This window comes from Rhizobium sp. 862_C5_N1_2 (assembly GCF_051811205.1).
GTDB classification, from domain to species: domain Bacteria; phylum Pseudomonadota; class Alphaproteobacteria; order Rhizobiales; family Rhizobiaceae; genus Rhizobium; species Rhizobium leguminosarum.
In genome coordinates, this window is record NZ_JBPWPT010000001.1 from 1,109,362 (window position 1) to 1,134,059 (window position 24,698).

The 24,698-nt window shown below is 61.7% G+C and carries 22 protein-coding genes and 1 pseudogene; 14 read left to right on the plus strand and 9 right to left on the minus strand.

Annotated features, from left to right (window positions below; translation table 11 throughout):
- Positions 1 to 63: 63 nt before the first annotated feature.
- The gene (locus ACD590_RS05630; RefSeq protein WP_439002304.1) at positions 64 to 3,180 is read right to left on the minus strand and encodes an efflux RND transporter permease subunit; all 3,117 of its coding nucleotides are present in this window, start codon (positions 3,178 to 3,180) and stop codon (positions 64 to 66) included.
- On the minus strand, positions 3,177 to 4,487 hold the full coding sequence (locus ACD590_RS05635) for an efflux RND transporter periplasmic adaptor subunit (protein WP_130759525.1): 1,311 nt from the start codon (positions 4,485 to 4,487) through the stop codon (positions 3,177 to 3,179). Before ACD590_RS05635 ends, ACD590_RS05630 begins: the two co-directional genes overlap by 4 nt.
- A gap of 306 nt (positions 4,488 to 4,793) precedes the next feature.
- Between ACD590_RS05635 and ACD590_RS05640 the strand changes: the two genes are divergently transcribed.
- Complete coding sequence (locus tag ACD590_RS05640) at positions 4,794 to 5,672, plus strand: phosphotransferase family protein (protein ID WP_130759526.1); 879 nt, start codon at positions 4,794 to 4,796, stop codon at positions 5,670 to 5,672.
- A 10-nt stretch (positions 5,673 to 5,682) separates the two neighbouring features.
- Here the strand turns inward: ACD590_RS05640 and ACD590_RS05645 are convergent, their stop codons facing one another.
- A complete protein-coding gene (locus tag ACD590_RS05645; RefSeq protein WP_130759527.1) occupies positions 5,683 to 6,471 on the minus strand; it encodes an SDR family oxidoreductase in 789 nt (262 codons plus the stop codon).
- Between the two features lie 252 nt (positions 6,472 to 6,723).
- On the opposite strand from ACD590_RS05645, the gene ACD590_RS05650 reads away from it, so the two are divergent.
- Both ACD590_RS05650 and ACD590_RS05655 read left to right on the plus strand, forming a co-directional pair.
- Positions 6,724 to 8,388: an electron transfer flavoprotein-ubiquinone oxidoreductase gene (locus ACD590_RS05650; protein WP_439002305.1), complete on the plus strand. Its 1,665-nt coding sequence runs from the start codon at positions 6,724 to 6,726 to the stop codon at positions 8,386 to 8,388.
- A gap of 135 nt (positions 8,389 to 8,523) precedes the next feature.
- Positions 8,524 to 9,138, plus strand: a complete 615-nt coding sequence (locus tag ACD590_RS05655) for a L,D-transpeptidase (protein WP_017990864.1) — start codon at positions 8,524 to 8,526, stop codon at positions 9,136 to 9,138.
- 97 nt (positions 9,139 to 9,235) lie between these two features.
- Here ACD590_RS05655 and ACD590_RS05660 read toward each other — a convergent pair whose 3' ends face one another.
- On the minus strand, positions 9,236 to 10,141 hold the full coding sequence (locus ACD590_RS05660) for a DMT family transporter (RefSeq protein WP_018447334.1): 906 nt from the start codon (positions 10,139 to 10,141) through the stop codon (positions 9,236 to 9,238).
- 96 nt (positions 10,142 to 10,237) lie between these two features.
- On the opposite strand from ACD590_RS05660, the gene ACD590_RS05665 reads away from it, so the two are divergent.
- Positions 10,238 to 10,759: an Lrp/AsnC family transcriptional regulator gene (locus ACD590_RS05665; RefSeq protein ID WP_173883546.1), complete on the plus strand. Its 522-nt coding sequence runs from the start codon at positions 10,238 to 10,240 to the stop codon at positions 10,757 to 10,759.
- A 23-nt stretch (positions 10,760 to 10,782) separates the two neighbouring features.
- On the opposite strand, the gene mgtE is transcribed toward ACD590_RS05665, so the two are convergent.
- Entirely contained in the window at positions 10,783 to 12,156 is a 1,374-nt protein-coding gene (mgtE, locus tag ACD590_RS05670) for a magnesium transporter (RefSeq protein ID WP_130759529.1), read from the minus strand.
- 305 nt (positions 12,157 to 12,461) lie between these two features.
- Entirely contained in the window at positions 12,462 to 13,475 is a 1,014-nt protein-coding gene (locus ACD590_RS05675; RefSeq protein WP_130759530.1) for a zinc-binding alcohol dehydrogenase family protein, read from the minus strand.
- 103 nt (positions 13,476 to 13,578) lie between these two features.
- Between ACD590_RS05675 and ACD590_RS05680 the strand changes: the two genes are divergently transcribed.
- The gene (locus ACD590_RS05680) at positions 13,579 to 13,983 is read left to right on the plus strand and encodes a winged helix-turn-helix transcriptional regulator (RefSeq protein WP_018241335.1); all 405 of its coding nucleotides are present in this window, start codon (positions 13,579 to 13,581) and stop codon (positions 13,981 to 13,983) included.
- Here ACD590_RS05680 and ACD590_RS05685 read toward each other — a convergent pair.
- Positions 13,942 to 15,186: an MFS transporter gene (locus ACD590_RS05685; protein ID WP_197728770.1), complete on the minus strand. Its 1,245-nt coding sequence runs from the start codon at positions 15,184 to 15,186 to the stop codon at positions 13,942 to 13,944. The genes ACD590_RS05680 and ACD590_RS05685 overlap by 42 nt on opposite strands.
- A gap of 302 nt (positions 15,187 to 15,488) precedes the next feature.
- Here ACD590_RS05685 and ACD590_RS05690 point away from each other — a divergent pair, with 302 nt between their 5' ends.
- Positions 15,489 to 16,433, plus strand: coding sequence for a diacylglycerol/lipid kinase family protein (locus ACD590_RS05690; protein ID WP_018241337.1), 945 nt, complete (start codon positions 15,489 to 15,491; stop codon positions 16,431 to 16,433).
- 19 nt (positions 16,434 to 16,452) lie between these two features.
- On the opposite strand, the gene ACD590_RS05695 is transcribed toward ACD590_RS05690, so the two are convergent.
- The gene (locus ACD590_RS05695; RefSeq protein ID WP_130759531.1) at positions 16,453 to 17,802 is read right to left on the minus strand and encodes a glutamine synthetase family protein; all 1,350 of its coding nucleotides are present in this window, start codon (positions 17,800 to 17,802) and stop codon (positions 16,453 to 16,455) included.
- Between ACD590_RS05695 and ACD590_RS05700 the strand changes: the two are divergent.
- Positions 17,710 to 17,976 (plus strand): annotated as a pseudogene (locus ACD590_RS05700) (hypothetical protein); the annotation flags it as partial. The gene ACD590_RS05695 and the pseudogene ACD590_RS05700 overlap by 93 nt on opposite strands.
- A gap of 92 nt (positions 17,977 to 18,068) precedes the next feature.
- On the opposite strand, the gene ACD590_RS05705 reads toward ACD590_RS05700, so the two are convergent.
- Positions 18,069 to 18,599, minus strand: a complete 531-nt coding sequence (locus tag ACD590_RS05705; protein WP_018447340.1) for an A24 family peptidase — start codon at positions 18,597 to 18,599, stop codon at positions 18,069 to 18,071.
- 258 nt (positions 18,600 to 18,857) lie between these two features.
- Between ACD590_RS05705 and ACD590_RS05710 the strand changes: the two genes are divergently transcribed.
- The 7 genes from ACD590_RS05710 to ACD590_RS05740 all read left to right on the plus strand — a co-directional run bounded on the left by ACD590_RS05710 (position 18,858) and on the right by ACD590_RS05740 (position 24,691).
- Positions 18,858 to 19,052, plus strand: a complete 195-nt coding sequence (locus ACD590_RS05710) for a Flp family type IVb pilin (RefSeq protein WP_113543776.1) — start codon at positions 18,858 to 18,860, stop codon at positions 19,050 to 19,052.
- A 99-nt stretch (positions 19,053 to 19,151) separates the two neighbouring features.
- Entirely contained in the window at positions 19,152 to 20,069 is a 918-nt protein-coding gene (cpaB, locus tag ACD590_RS05715; protein ID WP_113543777.1) for a Flp pilus assembly protein CpaB, read from the plus strand.
- Positions 20,070 to 20,126: 57 nt separating this feature from the next.
- A complete protein-coding gene (locus ACD590_RS05720; protein WP_113543778.1) occupies positions 20,127 to 21,614 on the plus strand; it encodes a type II and III secretion system protein family protein in 1,488 nt (495 codons plus the stop codon).
- Positions 21,598 to 21,903: a hypothetical protein gene (locus ACD590_RS05725; RefSeq protein WP_047621631.1), complete on the plus strand. Its 306-nt coding sequence runs from the start codon at positions 21,598 to 21,600 to the stop codon at positions 21,901 to 21,903. The genes ACD590_RS05720 and ACD590_RS05725 overlap by 17 nt, the downstream gene beginning before the upstream one ends.
- Positions 21,904 to 21,996: 93 nt before the next feature.
- On the plus strand, positions 21,997 to 23,598 hold the full coding sequence (locus tag ACD590_RS05730; RefSeq protein ID WP_047621476.1) for a TadE/TadG family type IV pilus assembly protein: 1,602 nt from the start codon (positions 21,997 to 21,999) through the stop codon (positions 23,596 to 23,598).
- Entirely contained in the window at positions 23,595 to 24,074 is a 480-nt protein-coding gene (locus tag ACD590_RS05735) for a TadE/TadG family type IV pilus assembly protein (protein ID WP_130759532.1), read from the plus strand. Before ACD590_RS05730 ends, ACD590_RS05735 begins: the two co-directional genes overlap by 4 nt.
- Entirely contained in the window at positions 24,068 to 24,691 is a 624-nt protein-coding gene (locus ACD590_RS05740; RefSeq protein WP_047621478.1) for a TadE/TadG family type IV pilus assembly protein, read from the plus strand. Before ACD590_RS05735 ends, ACD590_RS05740 begins: the two co-directional genes overlap by 7 nt.
- The last annotated feature ends 7 nt before the right edge of the window (positions 24,692 to 24,698 follow it).

The following is a 24,698-nucleotide window of genomic DNA, read 5'->3' on the forward strand; positions in this document are numbered from 1 at the left end:
CCGGTTGGAAGAAGAAGTGCGCCGCAAGGGTCAATCGGCAATGCCGAACTCAGAGGGCCGTCATCACTCGGCGGCCATTGCCCTTGCCTCCTGCACCTCCGGCTCCTCGACCTTCTTGTGGCCGATCAGTCGGCCGAGGAAGCTTCCGAAGCGGTCCATCTCGACGAAGATGACCGGGGTGATGAAGAGCGTCAGCATCTGCGAGACGATCAGGCCGCCGACGACGGCGATGCCGAGCGGCTGGCGCAGTTCGGAACTGGCGCCGGTGCCGAGCGCGATCGGCAGGGCGCCGAGCAGGGCGCAGAAGGTCGTCATCATGATCGGTCGGAAGCGTCGCACGCAGGCCTCGTGGATCGCCACCGTCGCCTTTTCGCCGGTCGTGCGCATGGTCTCCACCGCCACGTCGATCATCATGATCGCGTTCTTCTTGACGATGCCGATCAGCATCAGCAGGCCGATAAGGGCGATGATCGACAGGTCGAAACCCATGATATCAAGCGCCAGCAGCGCACCGAATGCCGCGGCCGGCAGGCCGGAGAGGATGGTGAGCGGGTGGATGAAGCTCTCGTAGAGTACGCCGAGCACGACATAGATGGTCAGCACCGCCGCAAGGATCAGGTATGGCGTATTGCCCTGAGACTGCTCGAAGATCTGCGCTGTACCGCCATAGGAGGTGAAGACGTCGGCCGGCATGCTCATTTCCGTCTTGATCTGGTCGATTGCCGCCGTCGCGTCGCTGAGCGAGACGCCTTCCGGCAGGTTGAAGGAAACGGTGGTCGAGACCAGCTGGCCGGTCTGGTTGATGGTGACCGGGCCGACCGTGCGCTCGACATGCGCGAAGTTTGAAAGCGGCACCAGGCTGCCATTGGCCGAGGCGACACGGATTTCCGAGAGCTTCTGGTCGTCCCAGGGCTTGCTCGTGTCGTATTCGACGATGACGTCGTAGCTGTCGCCGGTCGACTGGATTTCCGCCGCTGCATATCCGCTGAAGGATTCCTGCAGCGTCGTGCGCAGCGTATCATTGTCGATCCCGTAGGCGGCTGCCCGCTCGGTATCGATGACGATGTTGGCCTGCAGGGCGTTGTTCTGGGCATCCGAGGTCACGTCGGTGAACAGCCGGTCCTTACGCATCGCCGCCTGGATCTTGCCGGCCCACAGGTTGGTCTGATCAGCACTCAGCGCCTGCACCACCAGCTGATATTGGCTGGCCGTCTGGCGACCGCCGAAGCGCAGGCTCTGGTTCGGTGTCACGAAGGCCTGCAGGCCGGGGATCTTGTTGATCGCCGTGCGCAGCTCGCGCAGCGTCTGGTCAAGCGGCGCACGCTGGTCCTTGTCCTTGAGTTCGACGAACATCGAGCCGTTGTTCTGTGGCTTGTTGGGGTTGCCGCCGATCGTCGACATCACATGGTTGACCGCCGGGTTCGCCTTGACGGCGGCTGCCGCCTGCTGCTGCAGCGCCGCCATGGCCGAATAGGAAATGTCCTGCCGGGCCTGCGTGCTGATCGTCAGGCGGCCGATATCCTCCTGCGGGAAGAAGCTTGTCGGCAGTGTCATGAAGAAATAGATCGTCAGTGCCACCGAGGCGAGGAAAACGCCGAGGATCGTGAGGCGGTGGCGAAGGCACCAGCCGACAGCCCTGTCATAGCCGCGCAGCGTCCGTTCGAAGCCGGCATCGAAGATGCGGATCATGAGCGGCGGGCGGCTCTGGTGGTTGGACAGACGCGAGGCGAGCATCGGCGTCACGGTCAGCGAGACGATTGCCGAAGAGATGATCGCAATCGCAACCACCATGCCGAATTCGTTGAACACGCGGCCGACAACGCCGCCCATCAGCAGGATCGGGATGAAGACCGCGATCAACGAAACCGACATGGAAATGATGGTGTAGCTGACTTCGCCCGCACCCTTGATCGCCGCTTCCCGCACGGGCATGCCTTCCTCGACATGGCGCAGAATGTTCTCGAGCATGACGATGGCGTCATCCACCACGAGCCCCACCGCGAGCGTTAGCCCGAGCAGCGAGATGTTGTCGATACTGTAGCCCAGCACATACATCATGCCGAAGGTCGAGATCAGCGACAGCGGAACGGCAAGCCCGGGAATGATCGTTGCTGTCGCATGGCCGGTAAAGAGGTAGATGACGAGAACGACGAGGCCGATCGTTAGGAGCAGCGTGAACTTCACGTCGGAGATGGCATCGCGAATCGGCTTTGCGGCGTCGTTCATGACGACCGTGTTGACCGAGGGCGGGATTTCGGCGTGAAGCTGCGGCAGCTTGGCGTTGATCGCATCGACGACATCGACCGTGTTGGCATCCGGCTGGCGCTGGATGGCGAGGATGATGCCGCGTTGGCCGTCATACCAGCTGCCGGTATACTGGTTCTCAACACTGTCTTGCACATCAGCAATATCGCCGAGGTGGATCGGCGCGCCGTTCGGATTGGCAATGACGAGCGAACGGAATTGTTCGGCGCTGGTGCGCTGCGTGTTCGCCGTGATGGTCATGCTCTGCGAATTGTTCTGCAGCGTTCCCACAGGCTGCTGGCTGTTGGCGGCAGCAAGCGCCTTGTTCACGGTGTCGATGCCGATGCCGCGGGTCAAAAGCTTATTGGGATCGACCTCGACGCGCACGGCATAGGTCTGCGCACCGTAGACGCTGACCTGGGCAACGCCGGGAAGCGTCGAAAGCGACGGCGAGATGATGTTCTCGGCGATGTCGTCAAGCTTGCTGCGCGGCATGGTGTTGCTCTGCACCGAGAGCAGCATGACAGGCGCATCGGCCGGGTTCGTCTTGCGATAACTGGGCGGCGTGGTCAGATTGTCGGGCAGTTGCCGGGTGGCATGCGAAATCGCGGCCTGCACGTCGGCTGCGGCCGCATCGATATTACGACTGAGGTCGAACTGCAGCACGATGCTGGTGCTGCCGAGCGAACTGGAGGCGCTGATTTCGGTGATCCCGGGAATGGTCTCGAACTGCTTGATCAGCGGTGTCGAAACCGAGGTCGCCATCGTCTGCGGCGAGGCACCGCTCAACTGCGCCGAAACGTTGATGGTGGGAAAGTCGACCTGCGGTAGCGCTGCGACGGGTACGAGCTGATAACCGGCAAGACCGGCCAGAATGACGCCGATCGCAAGCAGCGTCGTCGCGACGGGGCGCTGGATACAGAAATTCGGGATCATTGCTGAGCTCCCACCGCGATCGTCTCGGAGGGCTGCTGTTGCCGAGGCTCTTCGGCGGAGGCGACATCAAGCGTCTTTTCATCGAACTGCTCGTTGATCGCCTGCTGGTCGCTGAGCTGGCCCTGGCCCTCGACGACGACGTGATCGCCTGCCTGAAGACCCGATTCTATGGCGGTGAAGCCGCCGTTTGCGCGGGCAACGGTGACGGCCGTCAGATGCGATTTGCCGTCCTTGGCGACGAAGGCGAAGAAACCCTCCGGACCAGGGCTGACGGCAACCGTCGGCACCACCACCTGCTGTTGGTCATTGTTGAAATGCACGACGATGTTGACCGACTGGCCTGGCCAGAGCGCGCCGGAGGCATTCTCGAATTTCGCCTTGGCGAGGATCGTGCCCGAGGCCGTATCGACCGTGTTGTCGTAGAAGCTGATTTCGCCCTTTCGCACTTGCCCCTTTGTGGAATTGGGGGAGGTGCTGACCTCGACCGGACCGGCTGCCAAGGCGCTCTTCAGCTCCCTGAGATAGCGTTCCTGCAGGTGGAATTTCACGTAGATCGGATCGTATTTCGCAATAGTGACGATTGCCGCGCCGGCACTGAGGAAAGCGCCCTTGCTGACAGCGATATCGCCGAGCCGGCCGTCGAAGGGAGCGCGGATATCGGTGTGCTCGAGCAAGATCTGATCGGAGGCCAGCGACGCCTTGTCGGCGTCGACCGTGGCTGCAGCGGTATCACGGGCGGCGACCGCCTGGTCGAGGCTCTGCTGGGTGCCGGCCTTCTGATCGAAGAGGTCCTGCGCGCGCGTCAATGCGGTTTCGGCTTCCGAAAGGGTTGCCGTGTCGCGCACGATCATCGCATTGTCCTTGTCGACGGTCGCCTTGGCCGTCCGATCGTCCAGCTTGGCGATCAGGTCCCCGGCTTTGACGGTCGCCCCATCCTGCGCATTGATGCTGACGATCAGGCCCTGTTCCTGTGCGGCAATGGTCGTATTGTCATCGGCATCGGCCCAGCCGGACGCCGTCACATCCATCGGCAGCGTCGTCTTCACGGCTGCGACTGTTTTGACGACGGTCGGGCCGCCACCACCGCGTCTGCGCCCGCCGCCCTGATGTTGTCCACCATCCTGCCCCTGATTGGCTTGCCCCTGATCTGCCTGTGCCTGCTGCCCGCCGCCATTGCCGGTTTCCGGCTGCTTGATGAACTGCGAGAGGTAGGGAATGCGAGAGGCATAAGGGACCCGATTCCCGAATTGCCAGACGCCGACGGCGGCAACGGCGATAACGCTGATGGTGATCCAAAATTTCTTCATGGGCGATACCGGTCTTTGGGCAAGGTTGCGGGGGCAAGGTTGCGAATTTTATGCCCCGATTGAGCCACTTATATTGCGGCGCAAAAAAGACATAATTCCCGGGTCGTGATCACTAAGTGGTTATAACGGCTTAAATTTTTGTAATGAATATTCCGTAATATTCAAACTAGACTAATATAGTCCCAGTGTAACCCGATGCCGTTTGACGGCGGAGGGCAGGCGGCTCGCGACAAGACGATGTCGATCCGTGCGCCGTCATTTGCCCCCCGCGAAGAACACGGAAAAAACTAGAGAAGGCAGGTCGTCATGACCGAGTTGGACGCCAGCGAATTTCGTTCTCTCATCATAAGTGTGTTTCCTGAACTCACGGCCTCCGTCTTCAAGCTGGCGGCGAAGGGCTGGGATTCGATGGCGGTCGACGTTGACGACACGCTGATCTTCAAGTTTCCTCGCAATCTCGGCGCGGAAAGAGCGCTTCAGAAGGAAGCCGCCTTGCTCGACATCGTTCGGCCGTCGTTGTCGATGGCGGTTCCAGACATGCGCATTCATGACGGGCCGCCGATCTTCTCCAGCCATGCCAAGCTCGACGGCGAACATCTCATCGCCGAAGATTACGATGCGCTTGGTGAAGGCGATCGTCAGCATCTCGCCGAAGATCTCGCCCGCTTTTACGCCGAGTTGCACGTGCTCGATGCCGATCGCCTGCGCTCGGCCGGTGCCGGCGCGATCCAGCCATGGCAATCGCCGGAGACGGTGCGAACGAGGGCTTTGCCGCTGCTGCCGCCTGACATCAAGAGCTTTGCCCAGGCCATCATTTCCGATTTCGAAGCCTTGCCGCCCGATCCTTACGGCAGCATCTACGGCTTCTTCGATGGTCATGGCTGGAACATGGCCTTCGACCATGCGCAAAAGCGGCTGAATGGCATTTATGATTTTGGCGATTCAGGCTTTGGCCCGTTGCACCAGGAATTCATCTATTCGAACTTCATCTCGCCCGATCTGACCGCCCGCATCGTATCGGCCTATGAAATGCTGACTGGACGCAGGCTCGACCGGCGGCGCATTGCGATCCTGACGGGTTTCCATCGTCTTTCCGAACTCGCCGAATTTGCGGACGATCCGGCTTACGTCGAACAGATGATCCGAAGTGCCGCGGCATGGGCGGCGGCGGCCCGCGTCGGCTGAGAGGGAATGCTCAGACGGACCGCGCCGCGCCGCCGTCGCAGCGGATCAGCGAGCCGGTGATGTAGCTTGCCGGCTGGCTGCACAGGAAGGCAGCGGTTGCGGCAAATTCCTCGACCCTGCCGTAGCGGCCGACCGGAATGCGCGCTTCCTTGTCGGTACGGATCTCCTCGAGGCTCTTGCCAGTCCGCTTTGCGGCCGCCCCATCGAGATCGTCGAGCCGCGCCGTCAGGATACTGCCCGGCAGGAGCAGGTTGGTGGTGACGCCGAAGCTCGCCACTTCGGAGGCAAGCGTCTTGCTCCACCCGGCAAGGGCCGGGCGCAGCGTATTCGACAGCGCCAGATTGGCAATCGGTTCGATCACGCCGGATGAGGCAACGGTGAGGATGCGGCCCCAGCCCTGCGCCTTCATGCCGGGCAGCAGCGCATTGGTGAGCGTGATCACCCGAGCGACCATGGAGAGGAAATAGCTTTCGAGCTTTTCGCCCGTCATGTCCTCCGTCGTGCCGGGCGTCGGTCCGCCGGTATTGTTGACGAGGATATCGAGCCCGCCGAACTTCTCCCTCACCGCCGTCGTCGTCATTTCGACGAAGCGTTCGTCCCCGAGATCGGCCCAGATCCAGTCGGCCCGGCCTTTGCCTTCGCTATTGATCGCCTTGCAATTGGCGTCCAGCTGTTCGCCGCTGCGCCCGCAGAGCAGCACGTTTGCGCCTTCCCGCGCCAGCGCCACGGCGATGCCGAGGCCGAGGCCGCGCGAAGAGGCGAGGACGAGTGCCCGTTTGCCCTTGATGCCGAGATCCATGATTGTCCTCCGATATGTCAGAGCGATGTATAAGGCGCAAGCAGCAGAAAAGGAAAGGGAATGTGACCGGTTCGGCAGCGTTTGATAATTGACGTTGACGTAAGCGTTATGTAATTCTGCCTTATGAGACGTCATCATTGTGCGAATTGGAAGATTGGCTGTCGTATCCCGGCTCGACAATGCTTTCTCGTTTTGACAAGAAAGTGCCATGACGGGGATGACGGCCGCGTGCCGCCAAGCGGAGACGAGTGAATGACCGAGACGACTGAGCTGCCCGAACGCGAGAGCATGGAATTCGACGTGGTGATCGTCGGCGCCGGTCCTGCCGGTCTTGCGGCGGCGATCCGGTTGAAGCAGGTCAATCCGGAACTCTCCGTCGTCGTGCTGGAGAAGGGCGCGGAAGTTGGTGCGCATATCCTCTCGGGCGCCGTGGTCGACCCGATCGGCATCGACCGGCTGTTGCCCGGCTGGCGCGACGAGGCCGATCATCCGTTCAAGACCAAGGTCACCTCAGATCACTTCCTGCTGCTCGGTCCGGCCGGCTCTGTTCGCCTGCCGAATGTGCTGATGCCGCCCCTGATGAACAATCACGGCAACTACATCGTCTCGCTTGGGCTCGTCTGTCGCTGGCTGGCGACCAAGGCCGAAGAACTCGGCGTCGAGATCTATCCGGGTTTTGCCGCAGTAGAAGTGCTCTACAATGACGAGGGTGCGGTGACCGGCGTTGCCACCGGCGACATGGGCATCGAGAAGAACGGCGAACCCGGGCCGAACTATACCCGCGGCATGGAACTGCTCGGCAAATATGTGCTGATCGGCGAGGGCGTGCGCGGTTCGCTCGCCAAGCAGCTGATCGCCAAGTTCGATCTGCAGAAAGACCGTGAACCGCAAAAATTCGGCATCGGCATCAAGGAGCTCTGGCAGGTCAAGTCCGAGAACCATCGGCCGGGCCTGGTGCAGCACTCCTTCGGCTGGCCGCTCGGCATGAAGACCGGCGGCGGCTCCTTCCTCTATCACCTGGAAGACAATCTGGTGGCGGTCGGCTTCGTCGTCCACCTCAATTACAAGAACCCCTATCTCTATCCCTTCGAGGAATTCCAGCGCTTCAAGACCCATCCGGCGATCCGCACCACCTTCGAGGGCGGCAAGCGGCTGTCTTATGGCGCTCGCGCCATCACCGAGGGCGGCTACCAGTCGGTGCCGAAGCTTTCCTTCCCCGGCGGCGCGCTGATCGGCTGTTCGGCCGGTCTCGTCAACGTGCCGCGCATCAAGGGCAGCCACAATGCGGTGCTGTCGGGCATGCTGGCCGCCGAGAAGATCGCCGTAGCGATTATATCAGGCCGCAGTCATGACGAAGTGATCGAGATCGAGAATGAATGGCGCAAGGGCGACATCGGCAAGGACTTGAAGCGGGTGCGCAACGTCAAGCCGCTGTGGTCGAAGTTCGGCACCGCACTTGGCGTAGCGCTCGGCGGCTTCGACATGTGGACCAACACGCTGTTCGGCCTTTCCGTCTTCGGCACGCTGAAACATGGCAAGACCGATGCGCAGTCGCTCGAACCTGCCTCGATGCACAAGCCGATCGCCTATCCGAAACCCGATGGCGTCCTGACCTTCGATCGGCTGTCCTCGGTGTTCCTGTCGAACACCAATCACGAGGAAGACCAGCCGGTGCATCTGCAGGTCAAGGACATGGCGCTGCAGAAGAGTTCGGAACACGACATCTATGCCGGCCCGTCGACGCGTTACTGTCCGGCCGGCGTTTATGAATGGGTGGAAAAGGATGGCAAGGACGTCTTCGTCATCAACGCCCAGAACTGCGTGCACTGCAAGACCTGCGACATCAAGGACCCCAACCAGAACATCAACTGGGTGCCGCCGCAGGGCGGCGAGGGGCCGGTCTATCCGAACATGTGAGGCGGCTTGTCCTCGCGGCCGACAATTTCACGTGCTGACGCCTTCGTGATCGCCTCCTGCCGGAGGCTGTTAGCCGTTCGTTAACCATAATTTCCTTAGCTTGCGACATCGTGTTGACGCACTAAGGACACATTCATGACGATCTCCCGCCGGGGCTTCCTGATCGCCTTGCCGCTTTTCGTGGCCGGCTGCTCTTCGACCGGTCTGAACAGCCAGACCAATTATGCTGCACTTCCGGACGAAAAATTCCCGTTGAAGCAGGTGCCGATCGACAAGATCAAGCCGGAGCTCCGCCGCCAGGAAGTGGCCTACGAAACCACCCATGCTGCCGGCACCGTGATCGTCGATACACCCGCGCGCCGCGCCTATTACGTCCTCGGCGGGGGCAGGGCGATGCGTTATGGTGTCGGTGTCGGTCGCGAGGGGCTGGCCTTTGCAGGTAACGCCTATATCGGCCGCAAGGCCGAGTGGCCGAGCTGGACGCCCACCGAAAACATGCAGCGCCGTGAAGAGCGCTATCGCAAGCTTGCCGGCGGCATGCCGGGCGGCCCGAACAACCCGCTCGGTGCGCGGGCCATGTATCTCTTTCGCGGCGGCAACGACACCCATTTTCGCATTCATGGCACCAACCAGCCGCAATCGATTGGTCTGGCCATGTCGAGCGGCTGTGTCCGCATGATGAACCACGACGTGATCGACCTCTATAGCCGCGTCGAGGTCGGCGCCAGGGTCGTCGTCATCCAGGCCTGACTTGGCCGTTCGAAGCTCGGTAAGGACGCCGTCTCCATTGAAAAAGCCGCCGCAGCGATGGCTGCAGGCGGCTTTCATCTGCCGTTGGTGTTGGATTTCAGCGGCGCGGTGCCGCAATGCCCGTCGAAAGCGCCACGCCGATGCCGGTGATCACGGCGGCGCTGATTTCCGTCATGCCGATGGCTTCGCCAAGCAGCAAGCCGCCGCCAAGCGTTGCGAGCACCGGCGTCAGCGCCGTGAAGGCGGCGGCCTGTGTTCCCCCGAGTGTTCTGACGGCGGTGCCGTAGGCGACCATGGCGACGAGGCCGGAAAGAACGCCCTGGCTCAGCACCTGCAGGCCGATCTCCTGAAGAGGAACCTGTGGCAGCGAGATGCCGAAGATGAGGGCGAGCGCGCCCATGATCAGGAAGGACCAGACGGCGATCAAGGCGCTCGCCTGCACGGCGGTCAGGCCCGAGCGGCGGAAGGCATGCGTATAGCTTGCCCAGAGAACGGCGCCGGCCGGCAACAGCACGAAGCTCGTCCATGGCAGCGAGGCGTCCGCAAGGCTGCGCGTGAGCAGGATCAGCACGCCGGCGACGATCGCAACGAGCCCAGCGATGCGGGTGCTGTCGGGTCTTTCGCGAAACAGCATAATGCCGATCAGCGCCGCGGCAAGCGGCATGGAGCCGCCGAGCAGGATCCCTGAGGAGGCGGCCGGCGTCGAGTGGATTGCCAGCGTCGTCAGCAGGAAGAAGACGGCGCCGGAGCCTGACACCATGATTGCCAGCAGGTGAAGTGGCAGGGCCTTCGGCAGCAGCCCCGTCTTCAGCCAGACGGGTGAAAGCACCAGCGCCGGAATTCCGAAGCGGATCAGCCCGATGTCGATCGAGCCGAGCGGCGTTGCTGCGCTGTGGCGGGTGACAAGAAACCATGTCGCCCAGATCAGCACGGTAATAGTGCCGCCGGCATAACCCAGTACCTGCGACGGCGACTTGTCGTTCGTGAAAGCAATGGTGGTCATCGTCCTGTCCTTTCCTTCATCCGGAGCCTGTCCGGTTGAAGAGAAGACTAGCGCCAGAGGTCAGGGCATGTCCTTGCTATCTCTAGCTCAAAAATCATGCTATGCGCAATCTTCTGCCAATTGATGCCAGCAGGGATCGCGAAAATGCCAAATCTCGATAAATTCGATATCGCCATCCTGAAGTGCCTGCAGGAGGATGCGCGGGCCACCAATGTCGAGATCGCCGAGAAGGTGAACCTTTCGCCGTCGCCCTGCCTGCGCCGCATCCGCAATCTCGAACGCTCCGGGATCATCCGCGGTTACACGGCGGATATCGATCGCAAGGAGGTCGGTCTCGGCCTCACCGTCTTCGTCGAATTCAAGGTCGTCCAGCACAGCCGCGAAAATTCCGAGGCGCAGCAGAAGGCGCTGCTCGCCATCCCCGAGATCGTTTCCTGCTTCCTGATTTCAGGCACGGCCGATTTCCTTGCCGAAGTGGTGGTGGAGGATCTTGCCGCCTACGAACGGCTTCTGACCGAAACGCTGTTGACCTTGCCGAATGTCAGCGACATCCGCTCGAATTTCGCCATCCGCAGCATCAAGACGCATGGGCCGCTGAAACTGCCCGAGGGAAAATAATTCCCCTCGGGCATGCTTGCAGGTTAGAGCAGCGTCCCGCTGAGGATGAGCAGCGCCACCGAGAAGTAGATGACGAGCCCGGTGACATCGACCAGCGTGGCGACAAAGGGGGCCGAGGCGCTGGCCGGATCGAGCCGGAGCTTCTGCAGCACGAAGGGCAGCATCGAGCCGCAGATCGAGCCGAAGGTGACGATCCCGATCAGGGCGGCAAACACCGTGACGGCGACCATCTGCCAGTGCGGGCCGTAATCGTAGAGCCCGGCCGACTGCCAGAAGACGATGCGGACGAAGCCGACGAGGCCGAGGATCGCGCCGAGCACGACGCCCGTCGGCAGTTCGCGCAAAAGCACCTTCCACCAGTCCGAAAGCTTCAGCTCGCCGAGCGCCAGCGCCCGGATGATCAGCGAGGTTGCCTGCGAACCGGAATTGCCGCCCGAGCTCATGATCAGCGGGATGAACAACGTCAGCACCACGGCCTTTTCCAGCTCGCCTTCGAAATGCTGCATGGCGCTTGCCGTCAGCATCTCGCCGAGGAACAGGGCTGCGAGCCAGCCGGCGCGCTTGCGGATCATGCCAGCGAAGCTGATCTTCATGTAGGGCTGGCCGAGCGCCTCCATGCCGCCGAACCTCTGGGCCGCTTCCGTCGTGTCCGATATCATCGTGTCGATCACGTCGTCGACGGTGACGATGCCGAGCATCTGCCCATGTTCGTCGGTGACGGGCAGGGCGAGCAGGTCGTGCTTGCGGATCAGCCGGGCGACATCCTCCTGCTTCATCAGCGGATCCGCCGAAACCGGCGCGCCCTTCTGTGCCACCGAGAGGATCGAAGCGTCCGGCTCGCCGGTGATGAGGCGACGCAGCGTCACCACATGCAGCAGCGCATGGCTGGCCTCGTCCAGCACATAGATGGCGTAGACGGTCTCGCGCGAGCGTTCGACCTGGCGCACATGGTCGAGTGTGCGGGCGACGGTCCAGCTATCAGGCACGCTGACGAACTCCGTCGTCATGATGCCGCCGGCCGTGCGCGGCGGATAGCCCATCAGGTGCTGGATCGCGATGCGCACCGGTTCGTCGAGGCTGGAGAACAGCCGGGCGCGCGTCTCGCCGTCGAGTTCAAGCAGCACGTCGGCGACGCGGTCGTTGGACATGCCGTGCAGCAGCCGTGCGGCGTCCTCGGCGCTGATCAGCGCAAGAATCTGTGCGGCGTTGCGAAGCTCCGGTCGGTCGAGAATGTTGACCGCATAGTCGAGCGGCATGCCGCATAGAACACGCCCGGCGTCCTGGACGCTCAGCGCGTTCAACGCTTCGACGCGTTCGGCGATCGTTGCGCCGCGGCTGTTGTTGATGAAGGCACGGGCGGCATGGCCTGCCCGAAGAGGGAAGCGATTGATATTCATTTGAGGCTCGCCTTTCCGTCGATCCGCCGTAGCGTCCGATCGGGCGAGCCGACAGGAGTCGGTCAGCGCACGAGGGTCGCGTACGGCAAAGGCAATCGACTGCTACTGTCGCTTGGCATCGTTATGATGGCTCCGTTGAAATCCGTGGCTGACGAGTGTCGTCCACGTGAGTGCTAGGTGGTCCCGAACGCCGAAAAAGTCAAGCGGGGTAAATGCTTAACGCCAGAATGTCGCACCCTGCGATGTGGCATTCCAGGCGGGTTTATACGACCTTGCGGGAAATACCGGGCCTGCTGGCTGGAATCTCAGAATCCTGCAAGTACAGCCTTGCCCTTCATCCTGCCGCTTTCGATCATGGCATGCGCCGTCTTGAGGTTTGCCGCATTGATCGGTCCGACGATCTCTGAAAGCGTCGTGCGGATCTTTCCGCCGTCGACGAGCTCGGAAACCCTGTTCAGCAGCTTATGCTGCTCGATCATGTCAGGCGTGCCGTAGAGCGGGCGGGTGAACATCAACTCCCAATGAACTGAGACGGCCTTTCGCTTGAAGGGCACGATGTCGAGCGTCTTCGGATCGTCGATCAATGCGAAGCGGCCCTGCGGCGCAATCGCTTCGACGATGTCGCCAATATGGCTGTCGGTATTGGTGGTCGAGAATATGAATCCCGGCGCGCCGATGCCGAGCGCTGCCACCTGCGGCGCGATCGGTTTGGAATGGTCGACGACGTGATGCGCGCCGAGTTCCCTCACCCAGTCCTGCGTCTCCGGCCGCGAGGCCGTGGCGATCACCGTCAGATCGGTCAATACTCGGGCGATCTGAATGGCGATCGAGCCGACGCCGCCAGCGCCGCCGATGATCAGGATGGAGCGTCCCGCTCCTGAAACCGCGTCCTGCACCTTTAGCCGGTCGAACAGTGCTTCGTAGGCCGTAATCGAGGTCAGCGGCAGAGCGGCCGCAGCAGCGAAATCGAGGCTCTTCGGTTTGGTGCCGACGATACGCTCGTCGACGAGATGGAATTCGGCATTGCTGCCCGGGCGGCTGATGACCCCGGAGTAGAACACCTCGTCGCCGGGGCTGAACAGGGTGACATCAGTGCCGATGGCCTTGACGATGCCGGCGGCATCCCAGCCGAGCACCTTGAGCTCGTCCGCGGGCGGCGCGGAATGGGCGCGCACCTTCACGTCGACGGGATTGACCGAAACGGCTTTGATCTCGACGAGCAGATCGTGGCCCCTAGCCTCCGGCATCGGCAGCTCGACATCGATCAGCGAGGTCTCGGCGGAGATCGGTTGGGGCGTTTTATAGGCGACGGCGCGCATGGGAAACTCCTGTGTTCGTTGCACGGAAGCTAGATGCGCACTATGGTCTGACAACGCAAGAATGCACAAATTCTGTACGCAGTACCCAAAAGGATACTGTAAAATGTCATTGCCGCGCGCCAAGCTCGTCAAGAATTTCCCCGGCTGCCCGGTCGAAGCGACGCTGACTTACCTCGACGGGAAGTGGAAGGGCGTCATCCTCTTTCATCTGATGGAAGGAACCCTGCGCTTCAATGAATTGCGGCGTAAGCTGCCGGCCGTGACCCAGCGCATGCTGACCAAGCAACTGCGTGAATTGGAAGAGTCCGGTCTGGTATCACGCACCGTCTATCCGGTCGTGCCGCCGAGGGTGGAATATGCAATGACGCCGCTCGGCATGACGCTGAAGCCTGTCATCCAGGCGTTGGCCGCCTGGGGTGACGATTATGTCTTCTGCAGCCCGGAGGGCCGCGAGCTGCGCCTGGCCTCAGACGGCCTGCGCGCTCCGGTCGCGGCGCTCGAGGCGTAGCGAGGCTGCAAAGACGAAGAGGCCGAGAAAGGATAGCACCGCACCGACATAGCCGGTCGCCGCAAAACCGTAGCCCGCGGCGATGACGAGACCGCCGAGCCAGGCGCCGATCGCATTGGCGATGTTGAAGGCGGAATGGTTGGAAGCTGCCGCTAACGTCTGCGCATCGGCGGCGACATCCATCAGCCGCGTCTGCAGCGCCGGACCGGCGGCAAAACCGCAACCGACGAGGAAGACGCAAAGGCCGAGCATATAGGGGTTGGCGGCGGTCAGCGAGAAGGTGGTCAGCACGACGACATTATAGATGAGCGACCCGCCGATCGTGCCGAGCAGCGATTTGTCGGCGAGCCACGAGCCGATGAAATTGCCCGCATTCATGCCGACGCCGAAAAGGACCAGCATGATCGGAACGGCTGTTTCCGGCAGCATAGCCACCTCAGTCGTCGTCGAGGCGATATAGCTGAACATCGCGAACATGCCGCCGTAACCGACGGCGGCGATGCCGAGCGTCAGCCACACCTGCGGCCGGCGGAAGGCGCCGAGTTCGCGCAGGAAGCCAGCTTCCTCGGAAACCCTGTCCCTCGGAACGTAGAACCAGATCAGCGCCACCGTCAGCAGGCCGAGCACGCCGACCGAGAAAAACGCCACCTGCCAGTCGAGCGACTGGCCGAAGAATGTCGTCAACGGCGTGCCGAGAAGTGTCGCAACGGTCAGGCCGAGCATGACGCGGCCAACGGCACGGGCGCGGCGATGCACCGGCACCATCGAGGCGGCGACAAGGGCAGCGACGCCGAAATAGGCGCCGTGCGGCAGGCCGCTGACGAAGCGCAGCAGCGTGAAGCTTTCGAAGGTCGGCGCCATGGCGCTTGATATGTTGCCGGCGGCAAAGATCAGCATCAGCGTCAAAAGCAGGGTGCGGCGCGCCATCTTCGCGGCGAGCACGGCAATGACGGGTGCGCCGACGACGACGCCGAGCGCATAGGCGCTGATGACGTAGCCGGCTTGTGGCGTCGTGACTGAGAAGGTGTCGGCGACATTGGGCAGCAGCCCCATGATCGCGAATTCGCCTGTGCCGATGCCGAAGCCGCCGCAGGCCAGCGCCAGTTGGACCAGCGCCACGGTCATTGCCGACGGCAACTCTTCATCCTGGCTATCAATGGAGTCCCGACTATCGACTGAAATATTGGCGGCAATCTCACTCACGAGAGCTCCTCGAGGCGGTTTCTGCTTGGCAATGGCCCCTGGCGCAGACGCGGCCGCGAGCCGATCGGTGGGAAATGGCGGGAGGTGGAGACGAGGTCTCCAATACGCCATCTATCCGTGACCTCTCGGCCGCCGTCGAGTGCATTTTTTGCAGTGCAGCGTCCTGCTATGTGCATACGTCTATTGCAATTTTTGCATTTCTGTCCTTTCTCCGGAAAGATGGCTGCGCTTGAAATCGCCGATACTGCAACCATCTCAAGGGCAAGGCAGGAGCATTTTCCGCGCCAGAGACGGGAGCTCTCATGAAGCTTGTAGGCTTTTTCAATCGCGACGGCGGTACCTTCAAGACCACCGACATGCTGGCCTATGAGAAGAGGGCGGAAGCGGCTTTCCGCGAAGCGGGACACGATTTCGACGCCATCGTCTTCTCAGGAAAGGAAATCATTCCCGCCATGGAGCGGGCGGCCAAGCGCGATGATATCGACGGTATCGTCGCCGGCGGCGGCGACGGCACGATTTCGGCAGCGGCATCGATCGCCTGGAAAAACGGAATTGCGCTCGGCGTCGTGCCCGCCGGCACGATGAACCTCTTTGCCCGCTCGCTGCGGGTGCCGCTCGATATCTGGCAGGCGCTTGATGTGCTTGCTTCCGGCGAGGTCGACAATGTCGATATCGCCAGCGCCAACGGCCGTCCCTTCATCCACCAGTTTTCCGCCGGCCTGCATGCCCGCATGGTGCGCTACCGCAACGCCTACAGCTATCGTTCCCGGCTGGGCAAGATCCGGGCAAGCACGAAGGCGGCTTTGGGTGTTATCTTCAACCCGCCGGAATTCGAGGTCGAGTTCGAGGCGGCCGGCATGCGGGAGCGCCGTAGGGTGTCGGCGATCTCGGTCTCCAACAATCCCTTCGGTGAGAATGCGCTGCTCTACGCCGATAATTTGACAAGCGGCGAACTCGGCTTCTACACGGCAAATCCGCTGAAGCCTCTGGGTGTCGCCCGACTCGCCATCGACATGCTGCGCGGCAAGGTCCGCGAGAATGCCGATGTCATGGTGCTGCACCCGGCCGAAGTGCACCTGCATTTCCCCAAACTGCGCTTCAAGGCCAATTGCGTCATGGACGGCGAGTTGCTGCCGCTCCAACGCGATGTCTCGATCCGGCTGCATCCGGGCGAATTGAAGGTCCTCGTCAAGCAGGGTCTTGCGGCGCAGGTGGACGCCAGCGAACGCCGCGAGCCGGCTGCGTAACTCGGCCGCGACAGAGGCTTCAGAACCGCGGCAGATAAGTGCGGTAGTCGAAATCCGAGACCGTGCGCAGATGCGCGAGCGCTTCCTTCCGCTTGGTATCGCCATAGAGCGCCTGGTAACGTGGGCCGAAGATATCGGCGATGAAAGGCGAGGTGCGGAAGGTCTCGACGGCGCTGAGGAAATCATGCGTCAGTCGCGTCGAATTCACTGGCGTGTGCGAGGGCGTCGTCTCTTCGCCTGGGTCGAGTTCGCCATCGAGACCGGTGAGCATGCCGCCAAGGATTGCGGCGAGCAGCAGATAGGGATTGGCATCGGCGCCGGCGACGCGGTGTTCGATGCGTGCGGCCGGCCCATCCTTGTCGGGTATGCGGATCGCCGTGCCGCGATGACCGCTGCCCCAGGTCAGATCAACAGGCGCAAACGAGCCCGGCTGGAAGCGCCGGTAGGAATTGGCGAAGGGAGCGAAGATCAGCTGCGCCTCGCGCATGGTGTTAAGCAGGCCCGCTGTCACCGATTTGAGCCGCTTCGGCTCGCCGCCCTTGGCGTCGAGGATGTTGCAGCCTTGCCGGTCGATGATGCTCGCATGCACATGCAGGCCGGAGCCGGCATGGTCGGAATAGGGCTTGGCCATGCAGGTCGATTTCAACCCGTGGCGGCGCGCCGCCTGTTCGGCGATGCGCTTGAGATAGAGGCAATCATCGGCGGCTGCCAGCGCGTCGGCGCGGTGCAGCAGGTTGACCTCAAACTGGCCCGGACCAAATTCCGCCGTCGTCGCATCCGCCGGCAGCCCCTGTACGCTCGCATAGGCCCTCAGCGTCCTGAGATAGCCGTCGAGCGCGTCGACAGCGCTCATGTCGTAGAGCTGGAAACCGTTTGGTTCGCCGCGATAAGTAAGGCTTTCGGGCGGGGAAGGGCGTCCGGTCTCGCGCCAGTCTCCCGACATCACGTAGAATTCCAGCTCGGTTGCCACAACAGGCGTGAGGCCGCGCGTGGCATAGCGCTCCAGCACTGCGGCGAGGATGGCGCGCGGATCCATGAAGCTCGGGCTGCCGTCGAATTCGTGCATGGTGGCGAGCACCTGCATCGAGCCCTCCGGCGCCCAGGGCATCGGCGCCAGGCTGCGTCGGTCGGGGGCGAGCTTGCCATCAGGGTCGCCGATCGTCAGCGACAGGCCGGTGATGTCGTCATTGTCGTCACCCCAGATGTCGAGCGATTGCGTCGACGTCGGCAGGCGGATGTCGCCGGCCCAGACCTTGTCTTCGGCGCTGGGCGGAAGCTGCTTGCCGCGCAGGTCGCCGTTCATGCCGACGATCAGGATCTCGAAACGTGGGTCGCCGTCGGCAGTGCCGTCCATCCTGTCGCTCGCCATGACCTTGAAAATCCTCCGGGGCAAGGCCAAGCTCCTATCCCATCGATAGAGGCCTTTCAATCCGCGGGGCTCTTTTCCCAGCCATGCCCGACACTTGCCCCCCCCTCCAAGCTTGCCGCGATCGACGCCGCGCACCATCTGCATCCCTTCGCGGACATCAGGAAGCTGAATGCCTATTGGCCAGAGATCGACCGCATCCGCAAGGCGCGCAACATCCTCCTTTGGCAATGGGGCTCTTGCGAGAAAGCAGCTATGTCGATGCCGGGTCAACGTAGCTGCTGTCGGATAATGGGCAAAGCCAAGGTGAGGAGCGCGGCGAAAACCATGACGACACCATAAGGTACCTTCCGGCTCGCCCGGATTTCCTCGACGCGCATGAAAAAGGCGAGATGTGCGACGGGCAGCGGCACCGGCAGCCGCAGGACCAGGAGCGTCACGACGCCGAGCACGAGGAGCAAAAACGAAAACGGCAGCATTCCGTGCCATCCGATAAAAAGGCCGATCGGCAGGAAAAGCTTGGCGTCTCCTGCGCCAAACAGCCGGAACGCCCAGAGCGCCACCCCAAGGGCGAACATCAGCAGACCGGCTCCGACGTCGCCGCCAATTCCGCTTGAAGCAAACAGCGCAGCGCCGACATCCTGTGAGCCAAGGATCACGGCGACCGTGCGCAATGCATAAAGTGCAACGAGCGCGAGCACGATCGTGTTGGGGATCTTCCATGTGCGGAAATCGGTCCAGGCGGCGTAGAGAAAAAGAAATACCGAAAGCGAACTAATAACATCGATCATTTGCGGCATGGTATTCACCCTCTTGGGCTATTATAGCCTGATTTTCAAGTTGCTCTACAGTAAATCCAGACGACTGAGTCGGTTTTTACGAATGGGCACCGGGACTTTGGTCTTAACCATAAAGTATAGATGTCGAGAGCTTGCGTATAAAACGATTGACTAAATTAGAGTTAAGAGATTATTAATGGTCCCAGTCGAAGAGGTGGTCTCGACGACAGGGCGGCCGGGGGGAATACGGCGCACAACTTATCTGGGAGGAAATTCTCGATGAAAGCCTTTGTAAACAGCGTACGCGCTTTCGCGCGGGAAGAAGACGGCGTCGCACTCACTGAATACCTCATTCTGCTTGCCTTGCTGGTTGGTGGCGTGATCACGGCGGTGACATTGGCCGGCACCAATCTGGCTGCCGTTTGGACGGCATGGGCAGGGTGGTTCACGGCTGAGCTTGCTGTCCCAGCCTGATATCGGCGTTCGAAGAAGCGAGGGGTTTTTGTTAACCCCTCTCTCCTAAATTAGCATCAATGAATGGATGCGCTCCGTCCAGTGTAGCGAGTAACCGCGATGCGTTCCTCAACGATTTTAAGTCTCGTTATTGCGTTTGTGCTCGCAGCGGCAGCCGTTTTCGGCATGCGCGAGTATCTCTCCGATCAGAAGGCCCGGCTGCTGGCGATGAACGGCATGAAGGCCGAGGAAAGAACACTCGTTGTCGCCGACAAGCCAATGCGCTTCGGCGACCGGATCCGATCCGAAAATCTCAGGGCCATTCCGTGGCCCTCGAATGAAACGCCCGCAGGCTCGTTCGTCAACATCGAGGCGGTCGTCGGCAGCGATGCCCAGCCGCGTTATGCCATGGCGGCGATCGACCCCGGCGAGCCGGTGCTATCCTCGAAAATCACTGGTGCCGGCGAACGCGCCACGCTGTCGGCGGCGCTCGACCAGGGCATGAAGGCGGTTTCCATCCGCGTCAACGACGTGCTCGGCGTTGCCGGCTTCGTCAGGCCTTCCGATCGCGTCGACGTGCTTCTGACACGGGTCGTACGCGGGCCGGCGGGCAACGATCAGAGCTTGGTTGATGTGCTGCTGCAAGGCGTCAAGGTGCTGGCGGTGGACCAGACGGCAGACGAGCGCAAGGACGAGCCGTCCGTCGTGAAAACCGTTACCTTTGAGGTCACGACCGATGAGGCGCAGCGCCTTACTCTCGGCTCCAGTATCGGCACGCTGTCGCTGGCGCTTCGCAATATTGCCTCTTCCTCTATCGAGCAAACACGACAGATCACCGTCGCCGACCTCGGTGGCGGGGCGATGGCGGCGGAGCTCGGCAATGATCTGGAAAAGAATAAGTTGCCAGAACCCGAAAAACAAGTGCAGATTGTGGAGCCAAAGGTTGAGCCGGTATTGCCGGTCGAGCCTAAGTGGGTGACAGTGGGGGTCTGGAACACGACGAAGCGCGAGGAGCACCGAGTCGGCCTGGTCCAGTGATGATTATGCGGCCTGCCGCAGGTGCGGCCAGCCGAATGAGGGGGGGCTAACTCAGGCATGGCGAACGGCAAGAGAAGAATCGCAAGGACGAAAAGTCTTGCGGCACTGGCGGCAGTGTTTTCGGCCTGTGTGTGTTTCGGGCCCGGATTTGCCGGCTGCGCCAACGCACAGGAAAAGTCCGTCACGCTTGGCAAATCGGTCCAGCGTGTGACGTTGCCTCCGAACGCGACGCTGACGCTCAATACCGGCCAGCCCTTCGGCGATCTCGTTATCGGCAGCGCCGATATGATCGACGTGGTGCCGCTCTCCGACCGGTCGCTGTTCATTCGCGGCAAGCAGATCGGCGCCACCAATATCTCGGTCTATGGCGACGACAAGTCGCTTCTCGGTGTCATCGACATCCGCGTTGCCAGCGATTTCACCGAAGTCGCCGCCGCCATTCGCTCTGCCGCGCCCTCGGCCCGGGTTACCGTGGTCAACTCCAACAATCGCATTCGCCTGACAGGCATGGTCCGTGACGGCGTTGAATTGCAGCGGGTGATGGAAGTCGCCCAGTCCTATTCCGACCAACCGGTGCTGAACCAGTTGCGCGTCAGCGACAGCCAGCAGGTGATGCTGGAGGTCCGTATCATTGAAGCCTCACGCACGACGGGTCGTGACCTCGGGATCGGTTGGTCCGGGCACGGCAACAACGGCATCGGCAAGGCAACGACCAGCCAGGGTATCGGCGTGAATGATGACGGCAGCCTGGCCCGTACCCTCCTTGACCCCAAGGGTGCGGCAACGGGTATGCTGCCATTCGGCCAGTTGATCGCCAAGGTTCTGGAAATTTCGGGCGGCCGCATCGACGTAGTCATCAACGCGCTCGAGCAGAAGGGATTGGTTCGTCGTCTGGCTCAGCCGAACCTCATCGCAATGAGCGGCTCGACCGCCAGCTTCCATGCCGGCGGTGAAGTGCCGATCCTGAAGACGACGAACAACGGCACGACAGTCGCCACCGAGACGGACTATCGCCCCTTTGGTGTGCGGCTGACCTTCAAGCCGGTGGTGCTTGACGACGGCGTCATCAATTTGGAGATCGAGCCAGAGGTTTCCGAGCTTGATCCGTCGATCAGCGTCAACGGCAATCCGGGTTTCATCTCACGCGCTGCCAGCACGACGGTAGCGCTTCGTGACGGCCAGAGCTTTGCCATGGCGGGCCTGCTGCAGTCGATCAATGCCAAAGATATCCAGCAACTGCCGGGCCTCGGGAAGATACCGATCCTCGGCGCACTGTTCCGTTCGACGAGTTTCCAGAAGAAGGAATCCGACCTCGTTATCGTCGTCACCCCGCACATTGTGCGACCGGCCCGCCCGGGTGAGGACCTGTACAGTCCGCTCGATCAGACGCGTTCGTCCAACGACGTCGAGCTTTTCGCGCTCGGTGTCTTGGAAGTCGACAAGGACATGCTCCGACGCTTTCGCAATGGCGTCGGCGTGACTGGGCCCTATGGCCATCGTCTCGACCTGAACCAGGGAGGCCAAGTTGTTGTTACAAAACGCTAAGCGCGTCCTTTTCGTCCTTGCAGCCGCCGGCCTTGCTTCCGGTTGCGCCGACTACATGAACCATCGCGACTCGATCACCTTCGGGCTCGGGAATGCTGTGGAAGCAAACAAGGCCATCCATATCGAGGACCCGTTCCCGCCGGAAGCCCAGCGAACCCGAATCGCAAGCGACGGCAAGGTGATCCGCAGGGTGGTCACGCAGTACCAGAACGGCGGGATGGGCGTTGTTCCGCCGTCGCCGGCCATGGGGGCTAATGGGGCGTCCAGTGTGGCCACCGTTAGCCAATAGCTGGCGAAAGGCATGAACGGCGGTAGCGCGCCGGAAGGGAAAATGCACGAAACAGGGTCGTCACGGCGATAGCGCCGTGATGGGGGTATGCCAATGCTGAGCAGGGTTGTCAGACGGTTCTGGAACGATCATCGTGGCTATGTTATCGCCTTGACGCTCATCGCCATGCCTATGCTTCTCGGCTTTTCGCTGCTGATCATCGACGTCGGCCGCAGCAGCAACCTGCATACCGATCTCCAGAACGCGGTCGATGCGATGGCGTTGGCCGGAGCCCGCGAACTTGATGGCCGCGATGATGCCATTTCGAGGGCGCAGACGTCGATCGAGAAAATCGCCAATAGCGCGGCTTTTTCCGGGGGCGGGGCCGGCATGTCGCTTGGCTCGCATATTACCGTGGCCTACCACGCCGGCAACGATGCCGGAAGCACTGTCACCGTGCTTTTTCTGAAGAGCATCCCGGCCAACGACGACACGCCCATCCCGTCTTCGATGCAAACGACCACGGCCAGCGAAGCGTCCTACGCCTGGGTCATCGCCAAGCCGCAGGCGATGCAGACGATCTTTCCGATCCCCGTTGGCTTCACCCGCAATACGATCAACATCGCTGCCGATGCTGTGGCCGTATACCATGCCAGCGCCTGTGACATCACGCCGCTCTTCATCTGCAATCCCTACGAGCCGGCCGGCAATACGAGCCCGGCCGCCAACGAACAGGCGGCGGCGGATCTCCACACCAACTTCGCGGCCGGCAATCTCTACGGCCGGCAGATCGAAATGAACAGCACGTCTTCGTCCAATCCCGGGCCTGGTAATTTCGGGTTCCTGCGGACACCGCTGGGCAATGGCGCAAACGTGCTGGCGGAGGCTCTCGCCACCGGCAATCCGGGAGCCTGCTATACGCAGGACAGCCTGGATACCAAGACGGGTGCCGTCGCCGGGCCTGTGGAGGCTGGCGTCAATACGCGCTTCGGCATTTATGAGGGGTCGTTCAAGGGCTCGCGCAATGACGGCCGCTATCGCCCGGCCCAGAACGTGCGCTCCGCACAAAAGCAAACGGGACAGAACGGCTGCAAGGATTACGACCCGGCAATGGTCGGCAGCGCGGTCGGTGATGTCACCAAGGCGGTGCCGTTGGGCTACGGTTCAGCCATGAGCACGCTTGGCGGCGGCAAGATCAGCAGCAGCAACAATTGGAACTACGCAAACTACTGGAGCGTCGCACAGGGCGGGACGCCGCCGTCGGTCAGCGCCATTCTCAGCAATCATTCCAGCTATCCGCCGACAGCCACCGGAACACCGAGCCGGCCCTCCGCCTACGATGTCTATCGTTACGAACTCAACACCCCGGCGCTACTCAACCATGCCTCGGCGAACGGCGAGGTCGGCAATCCGACGACAGGCGGCGGCCAGTGCTATTCGGGACCTTCCCTTTCGAACTACACGGCGGACGAGTATGGCGATCGTCGTGAGATCTTCGCCGCGATCGTCAATTGCGGCTACGAAGCATCGATCGGCCATCTGAACGGTCAGAAGCAGACGCAGGCGGTTGCCTTCGCCCGCATGTTCATGACCAAACCGGCGATCAAGGCCGGCAGCGAACGCTATCTGTCGCTCGAAGTGATCGACATCAGCGGCAAGGGTGGACGGGGCACACTCGAAGATTTCCTCCGGGAAGAAGCGGAGCTGGTCAGATGATGGCGCTCCGCAACTTTATCAGGCATCGGCTTTGCCCCGGCTTCTGGCGGCGGCAGGAAGGCGCGGTGCTTGCCGAAGCGCTGCTCGCCATCCCCTTTGTGACGCTCTTTGCGGCGGGGATACTGGAGTTTGGCAGCATCTTCTGGGAGCGTATGCAGATCGACGCAGGCTTGCGCGATGCGGGGCGCTACCTCTCGCGATGCCGGCCGGTGTCGGGAACCTATGTGCCGACATGCAATCAGGCGACTGCGAAGACGATCGCCTTTTACGGAACGCAAACACCTGCGGCAAACGCTAAACCCCGTGTCCCCGGCTGGAAGGACGCTGCCGACATTACCATCACTGCACCCGATGCAGACGGGAACATCACCATCTCAACTGCTCATCTCTACGAGACCTCGCCGGTGTTCGGCTTTCTCGGAATCGACGCCATCACGATCAGCTCATTCCATGAAGAGAGATACATCGGATGGTGACCTCTAGGGCGATCAAGACCTTCTGGCAGGATAGCAGTGGTGCCAGCCTTGTCGAAGCATTGCTGACCTTTCCGATCGTCATGCTGGTATTCGCCGCCTTCATCGAGTTCGGCTATGCCATGTCGCAGTGGAACCAGACCGTCAAGGCACTGCAATATGGTGCCCGTCTGGCGGCCGTATCCGATCCGGTGACGACGAATTTCAATGCCGTTTTCCCGATCGGAGCTGCCGATCCACTCAACAACGGCAAAGCGGCGCCGAACGATGCCACGATATCCTCGACCTGCGGGCCGGCTCTGGCGAACTGCACGGCGGCATTGAACCGGATCGTCCTGGGAAGTGACGGCCTTTGCAACGCGGGAACTGATCCTCACCCCGGCATTTGCGACCTCAATTGGCGCATCACGCCGGATAAGCTGATGGTCACCTACCAGCGATCGGGGCTCGGCTACTGGGGCCGGCCGGACGGGCCCGTGCTGACGATGCGGCTGGAGGTACGCAACATCACCTTCGATCTGCCGATCCTCGGCGGGCTGTTGGGACTTAACGACATCACCATCCCGGCCCATCCGGTGACGATCACGACGGAAGATCTAAAGACGTGCTCAACCTGCTGACTCCTTA